Source organism: Pseudoalteromonas denitrificans DSM 6059, from assembly GCF_900112265.1.
In the GTDB taxonomy this organism is placed as follows: domain Bacteria; phylum Pseudomonadota; class Gammaproteobacteria; order Enterobacterales; family Alteromonadaceae; genus Pseudoalteromonas; species Pseudoalteromonas denitrificans.
On sequence record NZ_FOLO01000005.1, the window covers coordinates 12,371 to 30,281 of the forward strand.

Annotated in this window: 13 protein-coding genes; 7 read left to right on the plus strand and 6 right to left on the minus strand. The window is 34.2% G+C overall.

Annotation, left to right across the window (positions count from 1 at the left end):
* Positions 1–46: 46 nt before the first annotated feature.
* The gene (locus BM088_RS04650; RefSeq protein ID WP_091980649.1) at positions 47–394 is read right to left on the minus strand and encodes a hypothetical protein; all 348 of its coding nucleotides are present in this window, start codon (positions 392–394) and stop codon (positions 47–49) included.
* 287 nt (positions 395–681) lie between these two features.
* The gene (locus BM088_RS04655) at positions 682–2,190 is read right to left on the minus strand and encodes a S41 family peptidase (RefSeq protein WP_091980653.1); all 1,509 of its coding nucleotides are present in this window, start codon (positions 2,188–2,190) and stop codon (positions 682–684) included.
* Positions 2,191–2,392: 202 nt separating this feature from the next.
* On the opposite strand from BM088_RS04655, the gene BM088_RS04660 reads away from it, so the two are divergent.
* Both BM088_RS04660 and BM088_RS04665 read left to right on the plus strand, forming a co-directional pair.
* Positions 2,393–3,673 carry an ATP-binding protein gene (locus BM088_RS04660; protein WP_091980656.1) on the plus strand — a complete coding sequence of 427 codons (1,281 nt, stop codon included), beginning with the start codon at positions 2,393–2,395 and terminating at the stop codon, positions 3,671–3,673.
* A gap of 41 nt (positions 3,674–3,714) precedes the next feature.
* Entirely contained in the window at positions 3,715–4,437 is a 723-nt protein-coding gene (locus BM088_RS04665) for a response regulator (RefSeq protein ID WP_091980660.1), read from the plus strand.
* 257 nt (positions 4,438–4,694) lie between these two features.
* On the opposite strand, the gene BM088_RS04670 is transcribed toward BM088_RS04665, so the two are convergent.
* Complete coding sequence (locus tag BM088_RS04670; RefSeq protein WP_245763755.1) at positions 4,695–5,123, minus strand: hypothetical protein; 429 nt, start codon at positions 5,121–5,123, stop codon at positions 4,695–4,697.
* 338 nt (positions 5,124–5,461) lie between these two features.
* Here BM088_RS04670 and BM088_RS04675 point away from each other — a divergent pair, with 338 nt between their 5' ends.
* Positions 5,462–6,043: a hypothetical protein gene (locus tag BM088_RS04675; protein ID WP_091980667.1), complete on the plus strand. Its 582-nt coding sequence runs from the start codon at positions 5,462–5,464 to the stop codon at positions 6,041–6,043.
* 566 nt (positions 6,044–6,609) lie between these two features.
* Here BM088_RS04675 and BM088_RS04680 read toward each other — a convergent pair.
* A complete protein-coding gene (locus BM088_RS04680; RefSeq protein ID WP_091980670.1) occupies positions 6,610–7,575 on the minus strand; it encodes a TolB family protein in 966 nt (321 codons plus the stop codon).
* Positions 7,576–7,757: 182 nt separating this feature from the next.
* On the opposite strand from BM088_RS04680, the gene BM088_RS04685 reads away from it, so the two are divergent.
* Positions 7,758–7,955: a hypothetical protein gene (locus BM088_RS04685; protein WP_091980674.1), complete on the plus strand. Its 198-nt coding sequence runs from the start codon at positions 7,758–7,760 to the stop codon at positions 7,953–7,955.
* An 87-nt stretch (positions 7,956–8,042) separates the two neighbouring features.
* Here BM088_RS04685 and BM088_RS04690 read toward each other — a convergent pair whose 3' ends face one another.
* Complete coding sequence (locus BM088_RS04690; RefSeq protein WP_091980677.1) at positions 8,043–8,783, minus strand: transporter substrate-binding domain-containing protein; 741 nt, start codon at positions 8,781–8,783, stop codon at positions 8,043–8,045.
* Positions 8,784–9,044: 261 nt separating this feature from the next.
* On the opposite strand from BM088_RS04690, the gene BM088_RS04695 reads away from it, so the two are divergent.
* A complete protein-coding gene (locus tag BM088_RS04695) occupies positions 9,045–11,426 on the plus strand; it encodes a TonB-dependent receptor (protein WP_091980680.1) in 2,382 nt (793 codons plus the stop codon).
* 67 nt (positions 11,427–11,493) lie between these two features.
* Positions 11,494–13,062 carry a tetratricopeptide repeat-containing sulfotransferase family protein gene (locus tag BM088_RS04700; RefSeq protein WP_091980684.1) on the plus strand — a complete coding sequence of 523 codons (1,569 nt, stop codon included), beginning with the start codon at positions 11,494–11,496 and terminating at the stop codon, positions 13,060–13,062.
* Positions 13,063–13,153: 91 nt separating this feature from the next.
* Here BM088_RS04700 and BM088_RS04705 read toward each other — a convergent pair whose 3' ends face one another.
* The gene (locus tag BM088_RS04705) at positions 13,154–14,278 is read right to left on the minus strand and encodes a pyridoxal-phosphate-dependent aminotransferase family protein (protein ID WP_091980688.1); all 1,125 of its coding nucleotides are present in this window, start codon (positions 14,276–14,278) and stop codon (positions 13,154–13,156) included.
* Positions 14,279–14,695: 417 nt separating this feature from the next.
* Here BM088_RS04705 and BM088_RS04710 point away from each other — a divergent pair, with 417 nt between their 5' ends.
* Positions 14,696–17,863 (plus strand): HD domain-containing phosphohydrolase, encoded by a 3,168-nt coding sequence (locus tag BM088_RS04710; protein ID WP_091980692.1) that lies wholly within the window; start codon positions 14,696–14,698, stop codon positions 17,861–17,863.
* The last annotated feature ends 48 nt before the right edge of the window (positions 17,864–17,911 follow it).

A 17,911-nucleotide genomic window follows, 5' to 3' on the forward strand; every position in this document is an offset into this window, starting at 1 on the left:
CATTCCAGGCCTAATTAACTGTTCCATTATGTCAAAGCTAGCATGTTTAACTCAGTTTAGCTGTATCTAGTTTTTCTTTTAGCTTAGCCTCTAATCGACCTTTAGTTAAAGCTAATTCTACTTCTAACGCTTTTCGCTCTTTTACTGACTCTGTATCCTCCTTACTTTTTAACTGCTCTATTTGTAAACTCAACGCCATAATTTTCATGCTCAACTCTTGTATTATTTTATCAAGAACACTTTCTTCTTTTTCCTCTGCCAACTTAACTTCTTGCTCTGGTGTTAATTTAGGAGCTTCTTTATTTTGATTATTTATATTCTCTTCAGTCCCCTTAGTTTCTGAGGCGTTTTTTTCTTGGGACTCTTTAGAAATGACAACATTATCAGACTGCAAAGTTGTAGGAGTAATTAGTTTTACAGGAACGCCTCTTGATATTTAAATTAACTGAACCACTACAATCAGTTGCTAGGTTATTTAAAGTAGGTTGTGAGGTTATTATTTTAGAAATGCTTGTCATGTTTATTTCCTTTTAAAAAATGACAGTTTCTATAGATTATAGAATACAGATACAAGTCAGATTAAATAGTACCTTTTTTAAACAAAATAAATATGTGGTAGCAGTAAAGCCCCTTTACAGTTATTAAATAAAGGGCGCTAATAAATTTAGCGCCCTAAACTTATTAACTTTGACTCTGAAGCCATTCAATCGCGGCTTCAATTATCAAATCTTTTTCTTGTGTACGTTGCTCTTTTGTAAAAAATGGTTTTTCAATCGAAACTGGGACTCCCATGCCTTCAAATTCCAAACCATCATGACTAATATAAATTTCATTTGAAATACTATATTCCAAACCATGGGGTAATGATTTAGGTAAAGTATCAGACAAGCCACCACCCGTTGATTGGCCAATTAAAACTGAGTTATCTATCGCCCTCATCGCAATAGAAAAAATCTCCGCAGCACTACTGGTATCGGCACTGGTTAATAATGTAATAGGCTTAATATATGAAAAAGTTCCTTGTGGGAGTATTTCAACTTTTTGTAACTCTGTTCGAGCATCGCCTAAGCGTGCTTGTTTGCTATACGCATGTATTTTATTTTCAATTAAATAACTGATTATTTTTTGACTTACAAAGTCATCACCACCACCGTTAAACCTGACATCTATCATTAAACCTTGCGTTTCTTTTAAATCAGTGAAAATCTCAGTTAATTGCAGCTCTAATAAAGCAAGTTTGTCCGCTTGAGTGTCACCTTGTTCAATAATCTCAGCTAACTCCATTGATTCTATATATAAGTAACCAAAGTTATCATCTGTTTTTGACCAAATTAAAGTCTCTGTTTCATTTAATTTTACATCGGCATCTTGCACTAAATAGCTGCCAATAATCTCCATCTCAATTGAAACTTGTTGTTCATAATAATCGAAAAAATCAAATAACTGCGCTTGAGTGTCAATTTCTTCTAAATCATTAATATCAAGATACTCAGCTAATGCAATATCATGCATCTCAAGCTTTCGAGAGACACCAAACTCAGCATCTATTGCTTCGTTTTCGATTTCCACATGAAAGTCTTTTAATGGGGCAATCATTTGAGCAAAAATCTTAAACAACTCTTCCTGTGATGTTGTAGCAGTTACTTGAGTAACAAATTTTTGATAAATTTCATTCCAATTTACATTTTCGAGATGAAAAAAAGCATAATAATCTTTAAAGTTTTGCCAAAATATTTCAAAGTCTTGCTCAGGATTAAAAACATATCCATCTTCACCTTGCTGTTTTAATAAATTATCAATACAGTTCTTTGGTAATGATAATTCACGAGTCATTTCAAATCCGGGAGTTTTTATGCCACCAAGTGTTGACATCAAACTATCTTTATCATCAGACAGCTCAATACTATTTATTAAACTATCAAAAGATAATACCGATTCATCAAGCTTAAACTCATGACAATATTGCGTTGTTGTTTGATAAAATTTATAACCATTACTTTGTATATCAAACAGCCAGCCATAAGCAGGTGCATTCCAAATACCAATTTCTGTTTTTTCAACATGTGGTGCGGGCGGTTTTTTATTTTTACTATCAGAATCATTACAGGCACTTATTAAAGTAATAGAGCCAGCTAAAAGTGACCATTTAATTGCATCAAAAGCGAAAGTTTTACCTTTTATATTTATCATGATTATCCTTTTCAGTTTATTAATAACAGTTTTTTATTGAGTTAATAATGACTTAAGACAGTTTTAAATTCCGTTGAGAAATTGTCTGAAATTGTTAGTACCTTTTTCAAATCAAGACAAAAACAGACAAAACTCTGCTGGAGATAAAAAAAAATACAGGTTAGGCTGCGAGTATTTATTTCTAAATTTTAAATAACCTTTTATGACACGATTATTTATTAGCTTTTATGTCGTTCTATTTTGTTTGATCAGTGCGTATAGTTTTGTTGAAGATGTGAGTGTTGGAACTTGGTTGAGTGACATGATGGTAATAGATAAAGCCAACGATTACATTGGTGTATTTTACCTGATGGAGCATTTACATAAATCACTTGACGAACAAGCGTTCGATAAAGCAATCACAAATTTCCCTTCCCAGTCTAATACTCCACTAAAAATGTTTAACATTAATAATATTGATTTTGACCCCAAGTTATTTGAGAGTGACTCGATTTATGTCGCAGATGAATATAACGACTTATTATATTACAGATTTAAAGAATCTGATCTAATTGTCCGTATTGGTCCTATTAATACCTATGAACCTCTCACTGAATATCGGTCTTGGTATGAAAGTGGTTATTATCCATTTTTAGCATTAGGGATCTTTTTATGGATATTATTATTCCATACAAAATTAAAACGCTTAGATAAAGCAGCAATCGAATTAGGCAAGGGAAATCTCTCAGTTAGAGTTTCTCAAAAGGGCAGGCATAGGGTAGGGAGCCTAAATCATTCATTTAATTTGATGGCGATCCAAATCGAAAAGTTAGTACAAGGACATAAAAACCTAACCAATGCGGTAGCGCATGAATTACGTACTCCAATGGCTAGAATACGATTTCAGTTAGATATGCTGTATGAAGAAAATGATAAAAACCAGCGTGAAGAGTATATGTATGGTATTTCAGATGATCTCAATGAACTATCCAATCTCGTTGATGAGTTACTAACTTTTGCTAAGTTTGATAGGGAACCTATGACTTTAAAGTTACAACCTAATTCTCTCAACGACAGTATTAACAATGTTATTCGAACCCGACATTTTGATAGTGATATTAGAATTAATTACCAGCAACAAACTAACAAGTTTGATTTTGTGCCCTTTGAGCCAAAAAACTTAGAACGCGCAATTGGTAACTTATTAACCAATGCTCAAAAATATACGCTAGACACTGTCAATATTATTATTAAACATGATAAAAAACTAACAAGCATATGTATCGATGATGATGGACCAGGTATACCACATGAAAACAGAGTTGACATATTTCAGCCATTTAAACGCTTAGATGATAGTAGAACCCGTGAAACTGGTGGTTATGGTTTGGGGTTAGCGATTGTTAAACAGGTTGCTGTTAGACATGGTGGTAATGTATCTATTGAAACATCTCCTATAGGTGGAGCGCGATTTATATTAAGCTGGCCACGCAGTCCCCATTAAATATAAAACCATCCAAGATATAATAATTAAAGTAGTAGATTATGAATACAATTATATTAGTAGAAGATGATGAAAAGCTATCAAGCTTAATTCAAAAGTACATGCAACAACAAGGTTTTCAAGTTGAGATTATCGCGGATGGTCGGTTAGCAACAAACGCCATTTTATCAAATCAACCTGATGTCGTGATATTAGATTTAATGCTACCAGGTAAAGATGGTTTAACCATTTGTCGTGAAATAAGATCACAATATAAAGGCAGCGTATTATTTTTGACAGCCAGTGAAGATGATATTGATCATGTAACTGGCATTGAATTAGGCGCTGACGACTTTATTATAAAACCCATTCAGCCTAGAGTATTATTAGCTCGTGTACGGATGCAATTAAGAAAAATAGCTTTAATACCCAACAAAAATGAACAATCGTCATCATATAAAGTACATACGGTATCTGATTTACATTTTGGTAAATTATCAATTTTCACTAAAAAGCGACTAGTCACATTAAGTGATGAAAAAATTCCGCTTACGACAAGTGAATATGAATTACTGTTATTACTAGCAAACCATGCTGAAGAAGTTCTATCTCGCGATTTTATTTTTAAAGCAACAAGAGGAATAGAGTATGATGGCATGGATCGTACTGTTGATACCAAGATTGCAAATTTGAGAAAAAAACTTGGTGATAATGGCTCTTTATCTAGCAAAATAATCACTGTTCGTAGTCAAGGATATCTTTTTGTACCTGATAGCTGGCATTAATAAATTACAATTATAACGATTTTAGTTACATTCCCATACTTACTGCGCCTACCAACTACATTTTTATCGAATCATAATGACACCTCTTTAATACAGTTTGTAGATTTAGGTGTTGCCATGAAGAAAATATTACCTTTGATATTTGTAAGTTTAATAGCCGCTGTTGGCTGTAATAGAAAGAACAAACTAAATAGACAGCTAATTAATTTGATTTATTAATTGTATTTAAAAGTGAGTAATTTTTAAAACATAACTTTCTAAGCACAGCCTTTATACCAGCTGTGATTATGACTATGTGCGCACTTCATGAGTGATGATTTTGAACCCGCAAAATTCGCATATTGTCGCCTAAAGTGTTGAATCGTATTTATCCATGAATCAATTTCAATATTGAGCACTGTTAATATTTTTGGTATCTCGCTTGAAACAGCTCCGCGTTTATTTGGCTGAATGATACGACTGCTAAAATCAGCTAACGATAAATAGTCAAACAGTGTAAAAGGCACTGTATTTCTATCTGCTGTTAAGCCAAAACTCATTAAAGCTTTAGGTTGTTGCAATACATTAAAATCTGATGTCTTATTTACTTTGTTTTTTAGCTTATACTGTTGTTTTTTAAATGATTGGTATTGTTTAATCCGCTCTTGAATTGATGTGAAATCACTCCCTAATAATGAACCTGCCATTTTTGCTCTAATAGGATTTAAATCGACATACATCATGCAACTAAGTAGTGACGTTTCATCTAATAAAGCTTGCGATTTAAAGCGCCCTTCCCATCAATTTATCTGGAAGAAATTAAAACAGCTCAGCTGGCCCGCAGGGTGAGTGCCATGGATGGCAATGAATAAAATTTACCCGTACACTTGTCTTCCATATTTGCTTTTCTGGCAATGAATTCGTTCAAATTTCTCATAAACCAACTAACATCATACAAGCGTGTGCGCCATTCATTTACGATTTCATTTATGCGATATAAAAAAGCAGAAGTGCTGATTATACTAATTTTAGGAGTTAGCCTGCCATGAACAACTCTTCTTATCTTTCTCGCATCAGTGCGACCTTCGCACTAGTGCCACTTCTTTTACTTAACTGTGTTAATGCAGAAGAAAAAGCTGATGAAGTTGCCAGAACAATAGCAAAGGCAGCTAATTACATATATTTTAGATCTTTTGAACAAGATCCCGTTGTTGATAGTTTCACTAAAAATGAACTTGAAACTCTTTCTAAGCATTTAGGACCATTAAATAGTCTGATTCGTGGAGCCATAGGCGTGCAACATAGCATCGGTGGAGCAATGCTTATGGCTCATTTCAGCTTAAAAGATAATTTTGACTACCTACGCTCAACAATGCTAGCGCCGGGTAGATTTTATGGATGGGAAGGCAGTTATACGAATGACGAGGATACGTTTTATTCTGACGAACAGTACGTGTATCACTCTAAATATTTAAAGGCAATTGAGAAGCTCATGAATGCACCATTACATGAGGTGATAATATTGAATAACCGAGAAAGAAAATACATTTTAGATATATCAGCGAACCCAAATCATGAAAGCTATCATTGGTCGATTTGGATTGGTCGAAAACTCAGAATTTTTTGATCTAAACAAAATATGACTATCCTTTCAATATTTATTTCCGCTTACCTATCAATAACGCACCTGATGTTTGAACAATTTGAGCTAATAGATTTAGTCCGTTTTGTGGTAACTGATATCGAATAAGCCACTTATCCTTACGTCTGCAATGTCGGATGAGCTGTCGTTGACAAAACCGATACCAACGACTGCTTCTCGCTCTAAGAAGACATTAATTTTTTCAATTTGTTACGTCAACTAAGCGCACAAAATGAATATATCTGAAATGCCTGATAACGTCTGCAATAGGCTCAAAGCGCTGTTCGTATTTGATAATTCACACTAAAATTTTTAGTATATTTTGATCTACAGAAAACATGGCTTCACAACTATAATACGTTAGCCGTTTCCTGATAGCAGATGCTAGATACAGATAAGAATATCTGCACCTAGGTGATGATTTTTGCCAATACCCCGTTAAATCTGAATGAGAACTCAACCACCCAAACGGTCTTTGAAACCTATATTTTAAAATAATATCTGTAAACCAATAACGATTGCTCAGAAAAGCCAATTACGCCATATTGTTTTTATTGTTGTCTGGCGTTCTCTAACCTTCCCAAATAGTTTTTATCAATGTGATAGACAGTTGCAGTTTGAGAAGCATTAATTAGCACTCTCTCAGTGGATGAGCCATCTTTATTGACCTTGTAAATATCATAAATTCCAAATACGTTTTGCGATGTAAAAAAGACTTTAGATCCATCAGGAGACCAGGCAGGATCCCCATCTCTAATTCGGTTTTTAGTAAGCCGTATTTGGTTGGAGCCATCAACGTTCATCACATAGACCTCTTGATTACCATCTCTATTTGAAAGGTAGGCGATTTGCGTACCATCAGGCGAAATCTTTGGATTAAAGTTATCAGTATCATCATTGGTAAGTTGAATTACATTACTACCATCTATATTGGCAATGCTTATTTGAGCTGCAACAGTTTTAGAAAAGCGGCCTTTAGAGTGAAAGAGTAGCCGTGCATCTGGCATAAATTCTGGAGCGCCTCCCTCTAGTCCTTTTATTTGGCGTTGCTCAGTGCCGTCTGCGTTCATCTGCCAAATTTCTTCTTGTCTGTCGCCGTTCTTATCAGTGTACTCTCTGCCAAATAAAATAGTCCTCCCATCAGAAGAAAAAGCAGGGCCGTAATCCCAAACATTTTTTAAATTGGTCAAACGGTGCATATTGGTGCCATCGATATCTGCGATGTGAATAGACCAAGTCTTTCGTTGGTCGTATTTACCATAAAAAGCAATTTGCTTACCTGTAGGCGAAACCGCAGGGTAACCGCCAGTGTTATTAGGAACATCAATAACTTTTATGCGTCTCTTTCCTTGTTCATCGCTCAAATAAATTGATTTATTATCACCTTCTTTGAATCCATAAATAATGGAAAAAGGCTGGGAAGTAGCTCCTTTATTGGTTTGACACCCAGTCGTTAAACCAATAAAACAGATAAAAAGCAGTAGACATTTTATGCCCGAAAATTTTTTAGGTGGCATAGCGCACAGTCCTTATTGTAAGTAAAATTCTAGGGGAATTATAAAGATATTAAAGTGGAAAACATGACGTTTCACTGATTTTCCGCTGATTCTTAGCCTCCTAGTATTTATCAAGTGTATTGGGCATGAACGGCTGTAGAATACTTGGTTCAGACTGAAAAAATCAGCCCAGTACCTTAAACATGAACTACCCCACATTAGTGGGTGATAGTAATTGGTATATTGATGACCAAGATTATAAAACCGATATTTCGTTTAGTGGCCATGTATTATTAGGCGCAAAGCACAAACATTCACTCAATCAAATACCGGTATCACAGATGCATTTAATGTTAGATACTTTTAAATTCACAACTCAGATTATAGTCGTAATTGATTAATCTAACTTTAAACAAGAATATTAATTAAGCTAATTTTTCGATTGAAAATATAGTGAATCGCATCGAAGAGCACTCACTTTATTGAATTTAATATAATTCAGGATGTTCAGCAATAAATTGATTTATCACCTTAACAAATAAACCTTCTTGAGCAGCAAGCTTAATTTTTGCAATTTCTATTTTGCTTAAATGAATATGGCTCAGTTTACTAATGCCAAAATTCAAATTTCTATTAAGCCCATAGGTAAAGGCATTCACTTTAATTTGGTTTTGTATATTGAGTTCGCTTAATAAGCTATTTAATATTTCTTGTGCTGTGATCACGATATCGATACGATCTTTAATTAACATTCGAAGTGCGATTTTAATATCTTTAACAGGGACTTTTTTTAAACTTGAATCATTATCAAACTGTTCAAAATATAATGTATTTTCTGTAACGCCTATAAGTTGCTGTTTTAAGTCTTGATAAGATTCAATGTCATTCTCATCTGCTCTGGTAATAAATATATACTGTGTATCCTTTTTATATGAAATCAAATGAGCAATTTCTCTTCGTTTAGGGTTATCGACTAACCCTGCTAAAATATCGACTTGACCGAGCTCCAATAATTTTAAACATCGCGCAAAATTAGGCCCAGTTACAAACTCTATTTCATAGTTTATAACTTTGGCAAGTGCTTTTAATGCAGAAATGCTTTCTCCGTAAGGTTTTTCTGCTAATACTTGTAACGGTGGATAATGATCTATACAAGCCGTTAACATTTTAGCTTCAATACTAAAATTAAGTAAAAAAATGACGTTATAAAAAAGTATTTTTAAGGGCATTAAATGTCCCAAAATGACAAAAATACGGTTTATAAATTATTAGTCAAACTTGCAAATTTAACAATAATGCGTCTTTTCTCAAAAAATAAATTTGAAAACATATTCTGCATAATTTCAATATAAACAAGCATTGCTCTGAATATTATGCACTTTAGAGTGAATACCCATTCAAAACTATTTTTCCTCAGTTGTTTTAATAAAAGTTACATGTTTATTTAATGTAACAAATATAAAAAAACAGTAAATAAATAGGGGAATTTAATGTTTAAACCAAGTGTGATCTCACTGGCTATTGCCGCTTCTCTTGCAAGTCCTGTTACAGCCATTGCAGCTGATACAGGCTTGCAAGGTAAATCAATAGAAGTTATTCAAATATCAGCAACAAGGCGAAAGGGCACGGTTCAAGAAGCACCTTTGAACATTACCGCTTTAGATGGTGATGTTATGAAAGATCAAAATATTAGTGAGCTTGCCGATGTTGCTCGTTGGGTGCCAGGCTTAACAGTGACAGATCAAGGAGGCCGTTCAGGCTCACCAATTATCGTACGAGGTTTAAATACAAATTCTTCAGGCCCCGGTTCTGATGGAGGGACTGTGGCAACGTATATCAATGAAATTCCTGTTTCAATTGATATGCGCTTAACTGATATTGAACGTGTAGAAGTATTAATTGGCCCGCAAGGAACACTTTATGGGGCAGGTACCTTAGGCGGTGCAATTCGTTATATGTTAAAAGCACCACAGTTAGATATCACATCAACCGAAGTTTATGGTGATATATTCTCAGTGAATGAAAGTGACAGCATGGGCGGTGAAACGGGCTTTATATTTAACCTACCACTTATAGAAGATACATTAGCTGTACGAGCTAGTTTAAATTTATATGATGATCCAGGATTTATTGATTATAACTATGTTGTGAAAGAAGGCGGTGTTTCACTGCCAGACCCTGATTGGACAGACAATACAGCCATTAATAATAATTTAAAACAAGTTAAAGATGCTAATGGTGAACAAACTACCACAGGTCGACTTTCTGTACGCTGGCAGCCTGTCGACTGGTTAGATAGCACACTTAATTATTTCTATCAAAAACAAGAAACGCAAGGGCGTTCAATTGTTCATCAAAACGCACTAAATTCGAATAATGGCTTAAATCAGGTTATTGATCAATATGAGTCTGCCTATCGTTATGAAGAACCAAGAGATAAAGAAGACTCATTATTAAGCTTAGAAATAAAAGCTGATCTTGGTTTTGCAGAGCTAGTATCAGCATCGGGTTATTCAACTTTTGAAGCCGACGGTCAAAGAGATCAAACCGACTTGTTAATAAGATTGAACTATGGCTACGAAGAATTCCCATCATTTTCAGCTTTTACTCGAGAGCTCACTGATGATAAAGCTTTTACACAAGAAATACGTTTAGTATCTCAAAATGATTCAGACTTAAGCTGGATTGTTGGTGGTTATTATAATAAATATGAAAGTGATGGCTCTAGTAGAGAATATACACCAAAATATGATGCCTATTTAGGAGGTTCTCGCCCTGATGCATTAGAGTATTATTCAATTAGCCGAAGTGAAACCACTGAGCAAGCTATTTTTGGTGAACTTGGTTATGCCGTAAATGAAAAACTCAATATTACGCTTGGCGCACGTTTTTATGAATACAAAATTTGGGCAGAGTCAGATGAAGATTTTCCATTAGCCAATACAGTATTCAGTGGTGCTGCACCAGATGCGATAAAGTTTGAATTTGTAGAAAGTAATGCAAAGGACGATGGTAACCTATTCAAATTTAATGCTAACTATCAATTTACTGATGATGTAATGGCATATGCCACTATGAGCGAAGGTTTTAGAATTGGTGGTTCTAATGGTATCACTTTGTGCCCAGATCCATTACCTGAAAAACAAACCGGTTGTGGTACGGCTGATGATTTATTGTATAGTCCTGATAAAACAACTAATTTTGAATTAGGTTTTAAAAGTACCTGGTTGAAGAATAAATTACACTTTAATGCAGCACTATTTAATGTAGACTGGGATGACGCACAAGTTGCAGGTGTAACAGATATTGGTCAGTTACCAATTACATCCAATGCAGGCTCCGCCAATGCAAAAGGAGTTGAAATATCATCTCGCGCTATTATCAGCAATAACATTACAGCTTATGCCACATATGCCTACACTCAAGCTGAATTGACCAGTGCTGCACCTTATTTGTTTAATAAAGACGGTACAGATGGCGGCCAAGACGGCGACAGATTACCAGGTTCAGCTGAAAATCAATTCTCTTTAGGTTTGAATTATCAAACTGAAATATTAAAAGATAAAATGTTAGATGTGAATTATGGTATTACAGCACAAAGTGATGTGATCACTAAGGTAGGTTTACATAATAATGCTGAAACTTTACCTGGCTATGGCCTGAGTAATTTATCGGCAAAATTATCAGCCGATGCTTGGTCTGTTACTTTCTATGTAAATAACTTATTTGATAAATATACTTATACATCGGTTAGACGTGACAAAGCAGATATCACGAGTGCCAATGGCGCTAATATTCAACGTAATTATGGTCACTTTATTAACCGACCTAGAACCCTGGGATTAAAATTTAATTATCAATTTGAGCTTTAATTTTAATCTAATTAGCCAAGCCTAGGAAATATCTTAGGCTTTTTTACTTTGAATAAGAAATATAAAAATGCAGCAACACGATGCTTTAAAACTTCACCATCAGGCACAAGTAGCCTTGAATAAATCGGATTTAAAAAATGCGCATAAAGCCTTAGTGGCTTTATTACACTTAGAGCCTGAACACGCAGATGCATATTTTTTATTGGCCATGGTTAATTTACAAGTCGGTCAATTAAAAAAAGCGATAGCCTTGATTTTAAAAGCCCTTTCTTTTGATAAGCAAGATGAATATTTAGCGCAATTGGCAAAATGCTATGCTATTGAAGGCGACTTAAAAAATGCAAAGTCATGTATTAAACATGTTCAGGTTTCAACAATAAAGTCAGCATTAGTTGCCGATACATTTGCAGTTGCACTTAGCCATTTAGAACACCATAAAGAAGCAATTAAGTTTTTCGAACATGCACTTATGTTAGATAATAGCAATTCACAGTTCTATTATAATTATGGCGTTTCATGTAAATTTATTGGTGATTTTAATAAAGCCGAAACAGCATTTGAACAAGCGATTAAAATTACACCAGATCATTATCAGGCGCACTTTGCATTGAGTGATTTAGGTAATACTCGCTTAAAAGCAAACCATATCGAACGCCTTAAAATCGCATTTAACAAACAAACCCATGCTGATGCTTTATTACATTTAGGTCATGCTCTTGCTAAAGAATATGAACATATTGGTGATTATGAAAACGCATTTCATTATTTAGATAACTGTAAAAGTAACAAGCTAAAAAGCAGTCAGTATGATTTCTCAGAGTTTCAAAATTTATTTACTCATGTAAAAAATATGAGTAAAAAAGTAACTTCAAACATAGGATGTATTAGTAAAGAGCCAATTTTTATTTTAGGTATGCCGCGCTCTGGTACCACCTTAGTTGAACGTATTATTTCTAGCCATGATCTTGTCACTTCAGCAGGAGAGCTACAAGATTTTGGTATGAGCATTAAAGAGTTAACACAAACAAACACCAATAAAGTGCTAGACATTGAAACAATCACACAAGCTTATGATTTAGATTTTACAGCTGTAGGCACGACATATTTGAACCGAACTCGCACTGTGACAGGAAGTACACCTCATTTTATTGATAAATTGCCTTTTAACTTTTTTTATGTCGATTTAATCAGGCGCGTATTACCCAATGCTAAAATAATCTGTTTATTACGAAACCCCATGGATACCTGTATAGGTAATTATCGCCAGCTGTTTACTATAAATAATCCTTATTATGGTTATGCCTTTGACTTAAATACCACAGCTAAATTCTATAGTGAGTTTTATCAACTAATCCAACACTGGCAAGCACAAAATAATAAAAACTTTATGACGTTAAAATATGAAGAACTGGTATCAGATCCTGAACAAAAAATAAAACAAATATTAAACTTTTGCGATTTACCCTTCCAGAAAAGTTGCTTAGACTTCCATAAAAACACCGCTGCAGTTTCTACTGCAAGTAAAATACAAGTAAGAGAGCCAATTAATTTAAAATCAATTGATAGATGGAAGAAGTATCAAGCTCATACAGCAGAAGCTCAAAAAATACTGAGTAGTCAAGGTATTAAGTATTAAAATCAAAAATACCTTTAAATTCAATTATCAGGAAGTCTGCGCTTCTTTATATAAGATATATGGGGGCTTTTCTTGTAAAGCCCCTTTACATTTAAGATTGACTTAATGCATCTTCCAATGCAGTTAAACATAAGGCCACATTTTCATTTCGAGCTGCATACCCCATTAAACCTATGCGCCAGGCCTTCCCCGAAAAATCACCTAAACCCGCACCAATTTCAAGGTTATAATGATTTAACAAGTAATTTCTTACTTTAGCATCATCGGCTGTATCAGGAATATATATAGCATTAAGCTGAGGTAATCTTTCATCTTCTGGCACAATAAAATTAATGCCTAACTTGGTCAAACCTTTAGCAAGCTGGTCATGCTGAAGCTTATGACGTGCCCAAGCATTTTCAAGCCCTTCGTTATGCAAATGCAATAATGCTTCATGTAAAGCGTATAAAGAGTTGACTGGGGCGGTATGATGGTAACTACGCTTGCCAGCTCCTGACCAATAGCTCATAATCAAAGATTGATCTAAAAACCAACTTTGCACAGGTGTTTTTCGGTTTTTGATAATCTCAACCGCTTTATCACTGAATGAGATAGGCGATAAACCAGGTACACACGATAAACATTTTTGTGAGCCAGAATAAATGGCATCTATACCCCAATCATCTACTTTTAATTCCACTCCACCTAAAGACGTTACGGCATCAACGATTGAAATACACTTATGTTCTTGCGCCATTTTACATAGTGCTTGGGCATCAGATAATGCACCCGTTGAAGTTTCAGCATGGACAAAAGCAAGAAATTTAGCGTCAGGATTAGCAATTAATGCCTGCTCAACTTTATCTATTTCAACAGCACGACCCCATGGAGAGTCAACAATAATCGCTTGTGCGCCTATACGGGTAACATTTTGGATCATACGGTCACCAAAAACACCATTACGACATACTATTACTTTATCACCCGCTTCAACTAAGTTAACAAAACATGCTTCCATTCCAGCAGAACCAGGCGCTGACAATGCAATCGTAAATTCATTTTTTGTTTGAAATGCATACTGAAGTAAAGATTTAACTTCATCCATCATGCCAACAAACAGAGGATCTAGATGACCAATCACAGGTCTGGATAAGGCAGATAAAACTTCAGAGCTAATATCCGAAGGACCAGGCCCCATTAAAGTTCTACGAGGTGGAGTGAATGATGTATATGTCATAATAGGGGAGCCTGTTATTTATATTTAGTTATAATTTAAAACAAGTTGAGAGTTCAGTAAAACATCAAGTTGACACTTATGTCAATTTAGTGTTTTTATTATTTTGCTCTTAACATAAATGTAAATTACCTGAATTTTATATTAATAAAAACACAAAAACATATCACAGACTTAATACTCAATATCACCAAAATAAATAACTTTCTTCAAACAATATAGAAATAAATAAAATAGCAGTTTAAATACACTTAAAAACTTTAGTTCATCTCGCAGTATGCTTCATTTTCATGCCGATTTTTTGTAAATATAGTTTCATAGTAAAAATGAATGAAATTAAAAAATTCACTACTAATCAAAGAGTTTTTAGACTACTTTTAGTATCTGTTAGCTAAGTTTTGCAAATGATAAGGATATTCAGTGTTTAAGAATAGTATACGTCGTTTTCGGATTTCCATTCATCTGACACTTGTCAGCATTTTTTTCATTGCAACAAGCTTAACAGCTGTAATTGCGATTGGCCTTCATTATTACTTCAGCATGTCTTTTGCCACTGAAACCGCGCTTAACAGTTTTCAAATAACAGCCAAATATACCAGAGATTATTTATCCAATATTGATGAACAGGCCACTAAAGTAACAAAGGTATTAGCGCAAAACACTTCTTTGTTAAATTCTAATGCTCTTACCTCGGCAAACTATCATCTTTTTGCACAAGTTATGGAAAACAATCCTATTTTTTACTCTTTATACATAGGTCAAGGTAACGGAAAATTTAATCAATTAATAAATTTGGATGCTTCCCCCTTAATACGAAAACAATTCTCTGCATCACCTACAGATAGGTGGCTAAACGTAAAGTCAAACGCAAGAACAGCACAACAATCGATAGAATATTTAGATAAAAATTTTAACATGAGACATATTCGTGAAACGCAAAGTGATTTTGATCCAACAAAAAGGCTTTGGTATCAAAAGTCGCGTATCGGAAAAATATATAAATCGGATCCTTATCAATTTAATTCATTACAAGCACCAGGTCTCACATTCTCAACTCGCTTGGCTGATAGTGGAAATGTTTTAGGAATAGATATCGCACTTTCTAGTTTATCTTCACATTTGCAAGAACATCAACTACCACAGGGCAGTGAAATTTACCTTTATCAAGAAAGTGGAGAATTAATCGCAACAAGTAATACCAAACATTCTCAACTAAAAGTACCAGATGCCTTACCTTTAGCTTTAACTGTGCAGCAAGAGCTGGCTATTTCAAATATACCTGCTATTACCTTATCGAACTCAAAAGATTGGGTACCGATAGATTTTGCTATAAGTGGTCAGCCAAAAGGTTATGCCATTGATGTATTTAATTTAGTATCACAAATGACAGGTATAAGATTTGAATATGTAAACGGCTTTTCATGGCCAAAACTTGTATCTATGTTTAAAAATAAAGAATTAGACGCGCTTCAAGCTGTTTATGATACTCCTGAAAATAGAAAGATAGGCGCTTTAAGTGATACATTTTTAAACCTGCCTTTTGCCGTTGTAACACAAGTTGATTCACCAGAAATATCCAGTATTCAATCGCTTAACAATAAAACATTGGCTATTGCCGAAGGTTGGTCAATTACTCAAATTTTAAAAGGTAATTTTCCATTAATTAATATTATTGAATTTAAAACCCCTAAGGAAGCCATTCTAGCGGTTAAAACAGGTGAAGCGGACGCAGCACTTGATAGTAAAATAATTCTAGAAAATATGATTTCTCAATATTTTATTGAAGACCTGACATTGCAGCCAACCATTAGCTTTTCCCCTATAGAGATCCCTGAAAATTTACACTTATTATTACATCACGAGCACGCTGATTTGCTCCCTACAATCAACATGGCTTTGCGTAAAATAACACAAAAACAAAAAAACATTTTACAAAAAAAATGGCTTGAGACTCAATTTAACAGCGCCCTTAATCAATCCATAAATGTACCGTATAAACCACTGATTTCTTATGCAAAAAAAACTACAACACATAATAAATTAATAAAACAAATGTTACCTTCTGGTGAGTATTTTATGTTTATTAGCCCAGTAAATATGAGCAACCAAAATAAGAGCTATTTTGCCGTAGTTGCCCCCTATGCAACTATTATTGCGCCAAGCTTAGCCAAGGTGAAAATATCAATTTTAATTACAGTTCTCTGTCTTTTATGCATGCTACCCATTTCATATCTATTTGCTGGATTAATCGAAAATCCGATAAGGCGATTGGTAGAGCAAAATAATTTAATAAAACACCGAAAATTTAATGAAATAGAAACACCATTCACACACATAAAAGAGTTTGATGAATTAGCCGACTCTTTAACAGATATGGCAAGCTCAATACAAAAACACGAAAATAATCAAAAACAGTTAATGGAGTCTTTTATAGAACTTATTGCACAAGCGATTGATGACAAATCCCCTTACACTGCTGGTCACTGTGAACGCGTACCCGAACTTGGTATTATGCTGGTTAATGAAGCAAGTCGCTGTGAAACGGGTTGCTTTTCTGATTTTGCTCTGAAAACAGAAGATCAACAAAGAGAATTTAGAATTGCAGCCTGGCTACATGATTGCGGCAAAATCACCACACCTGATCATATTGTTGACAAAGGAACTAAGCTAGAGACGATTTATAATCGCATTCATGAAATCAGAATGCGATTTGAAGTTTTATGGCGTGATGCTGAAATAGACTATTACAAAAAAATATTATTAGAACCCGATTCAGGTGCTTTTTACAAACAAGAACTCAAACATATTCATAATCAACTTCAAGATGATTTTGCTTTTGTTGCCCAATCAAATATTGGCGGAGAGTTTATGGGGAATGATAAAATAGAAAGGTTAACTCAAATATCAAAACAAACCTGGCTTAGATATTTTGATGATGGATTAGGATTATCTCCTATTGAATTCGAGAAGCATTCAAATAATTGTAAAATTAAGCTTCCAGTCACCGAAAAGTTATTGATGGATAAAAAAAGTCACATCGAAAAACGCACTCGAAATAAAAGTTACGATCCAAGTTTCGGTATTAAAATGACAATACCTGAAAAACTTTATAATCGAGGTGAGTTATATAATCTATCAATTTCAAGAGGTACTTTAACAGCAGAAGACAGGTATAAAATAAATGAACACGTGATCAGTACAATTAAGATGTTAGATAATTTACCATTTCCGCCTGAGCTAAAAAATGTGCCTCGTTATGCCTCTACACATCACGAAACCTTAATAGGCACAGGTTATCCAAGAAAACTCTCAGCAAAAGATTTATCTATCCCAGAAAAGATTTTAGTTCTGGCTGATATTTTTGAAGCACTCACAGCTGCAGATCGGCCCTATAAAAAAGCAAAACCTTTAAGTGTAGCAATTGATATTATATATAAAATGGTTTTAGATAAGCACATAGATAGAGATATTTTTGTCTTATTTTTAACATCGGGAGTTTATCTCAGTTATGCACAAAAATACTTACCGCCAAGCCAACTAGATACAGTGGATATCAATAAATATCTTAATATAGAAAATGTGGCTTAAATATTTAATTTACAGCGATTATAAAACAAATTAAATATTTCCTTATTT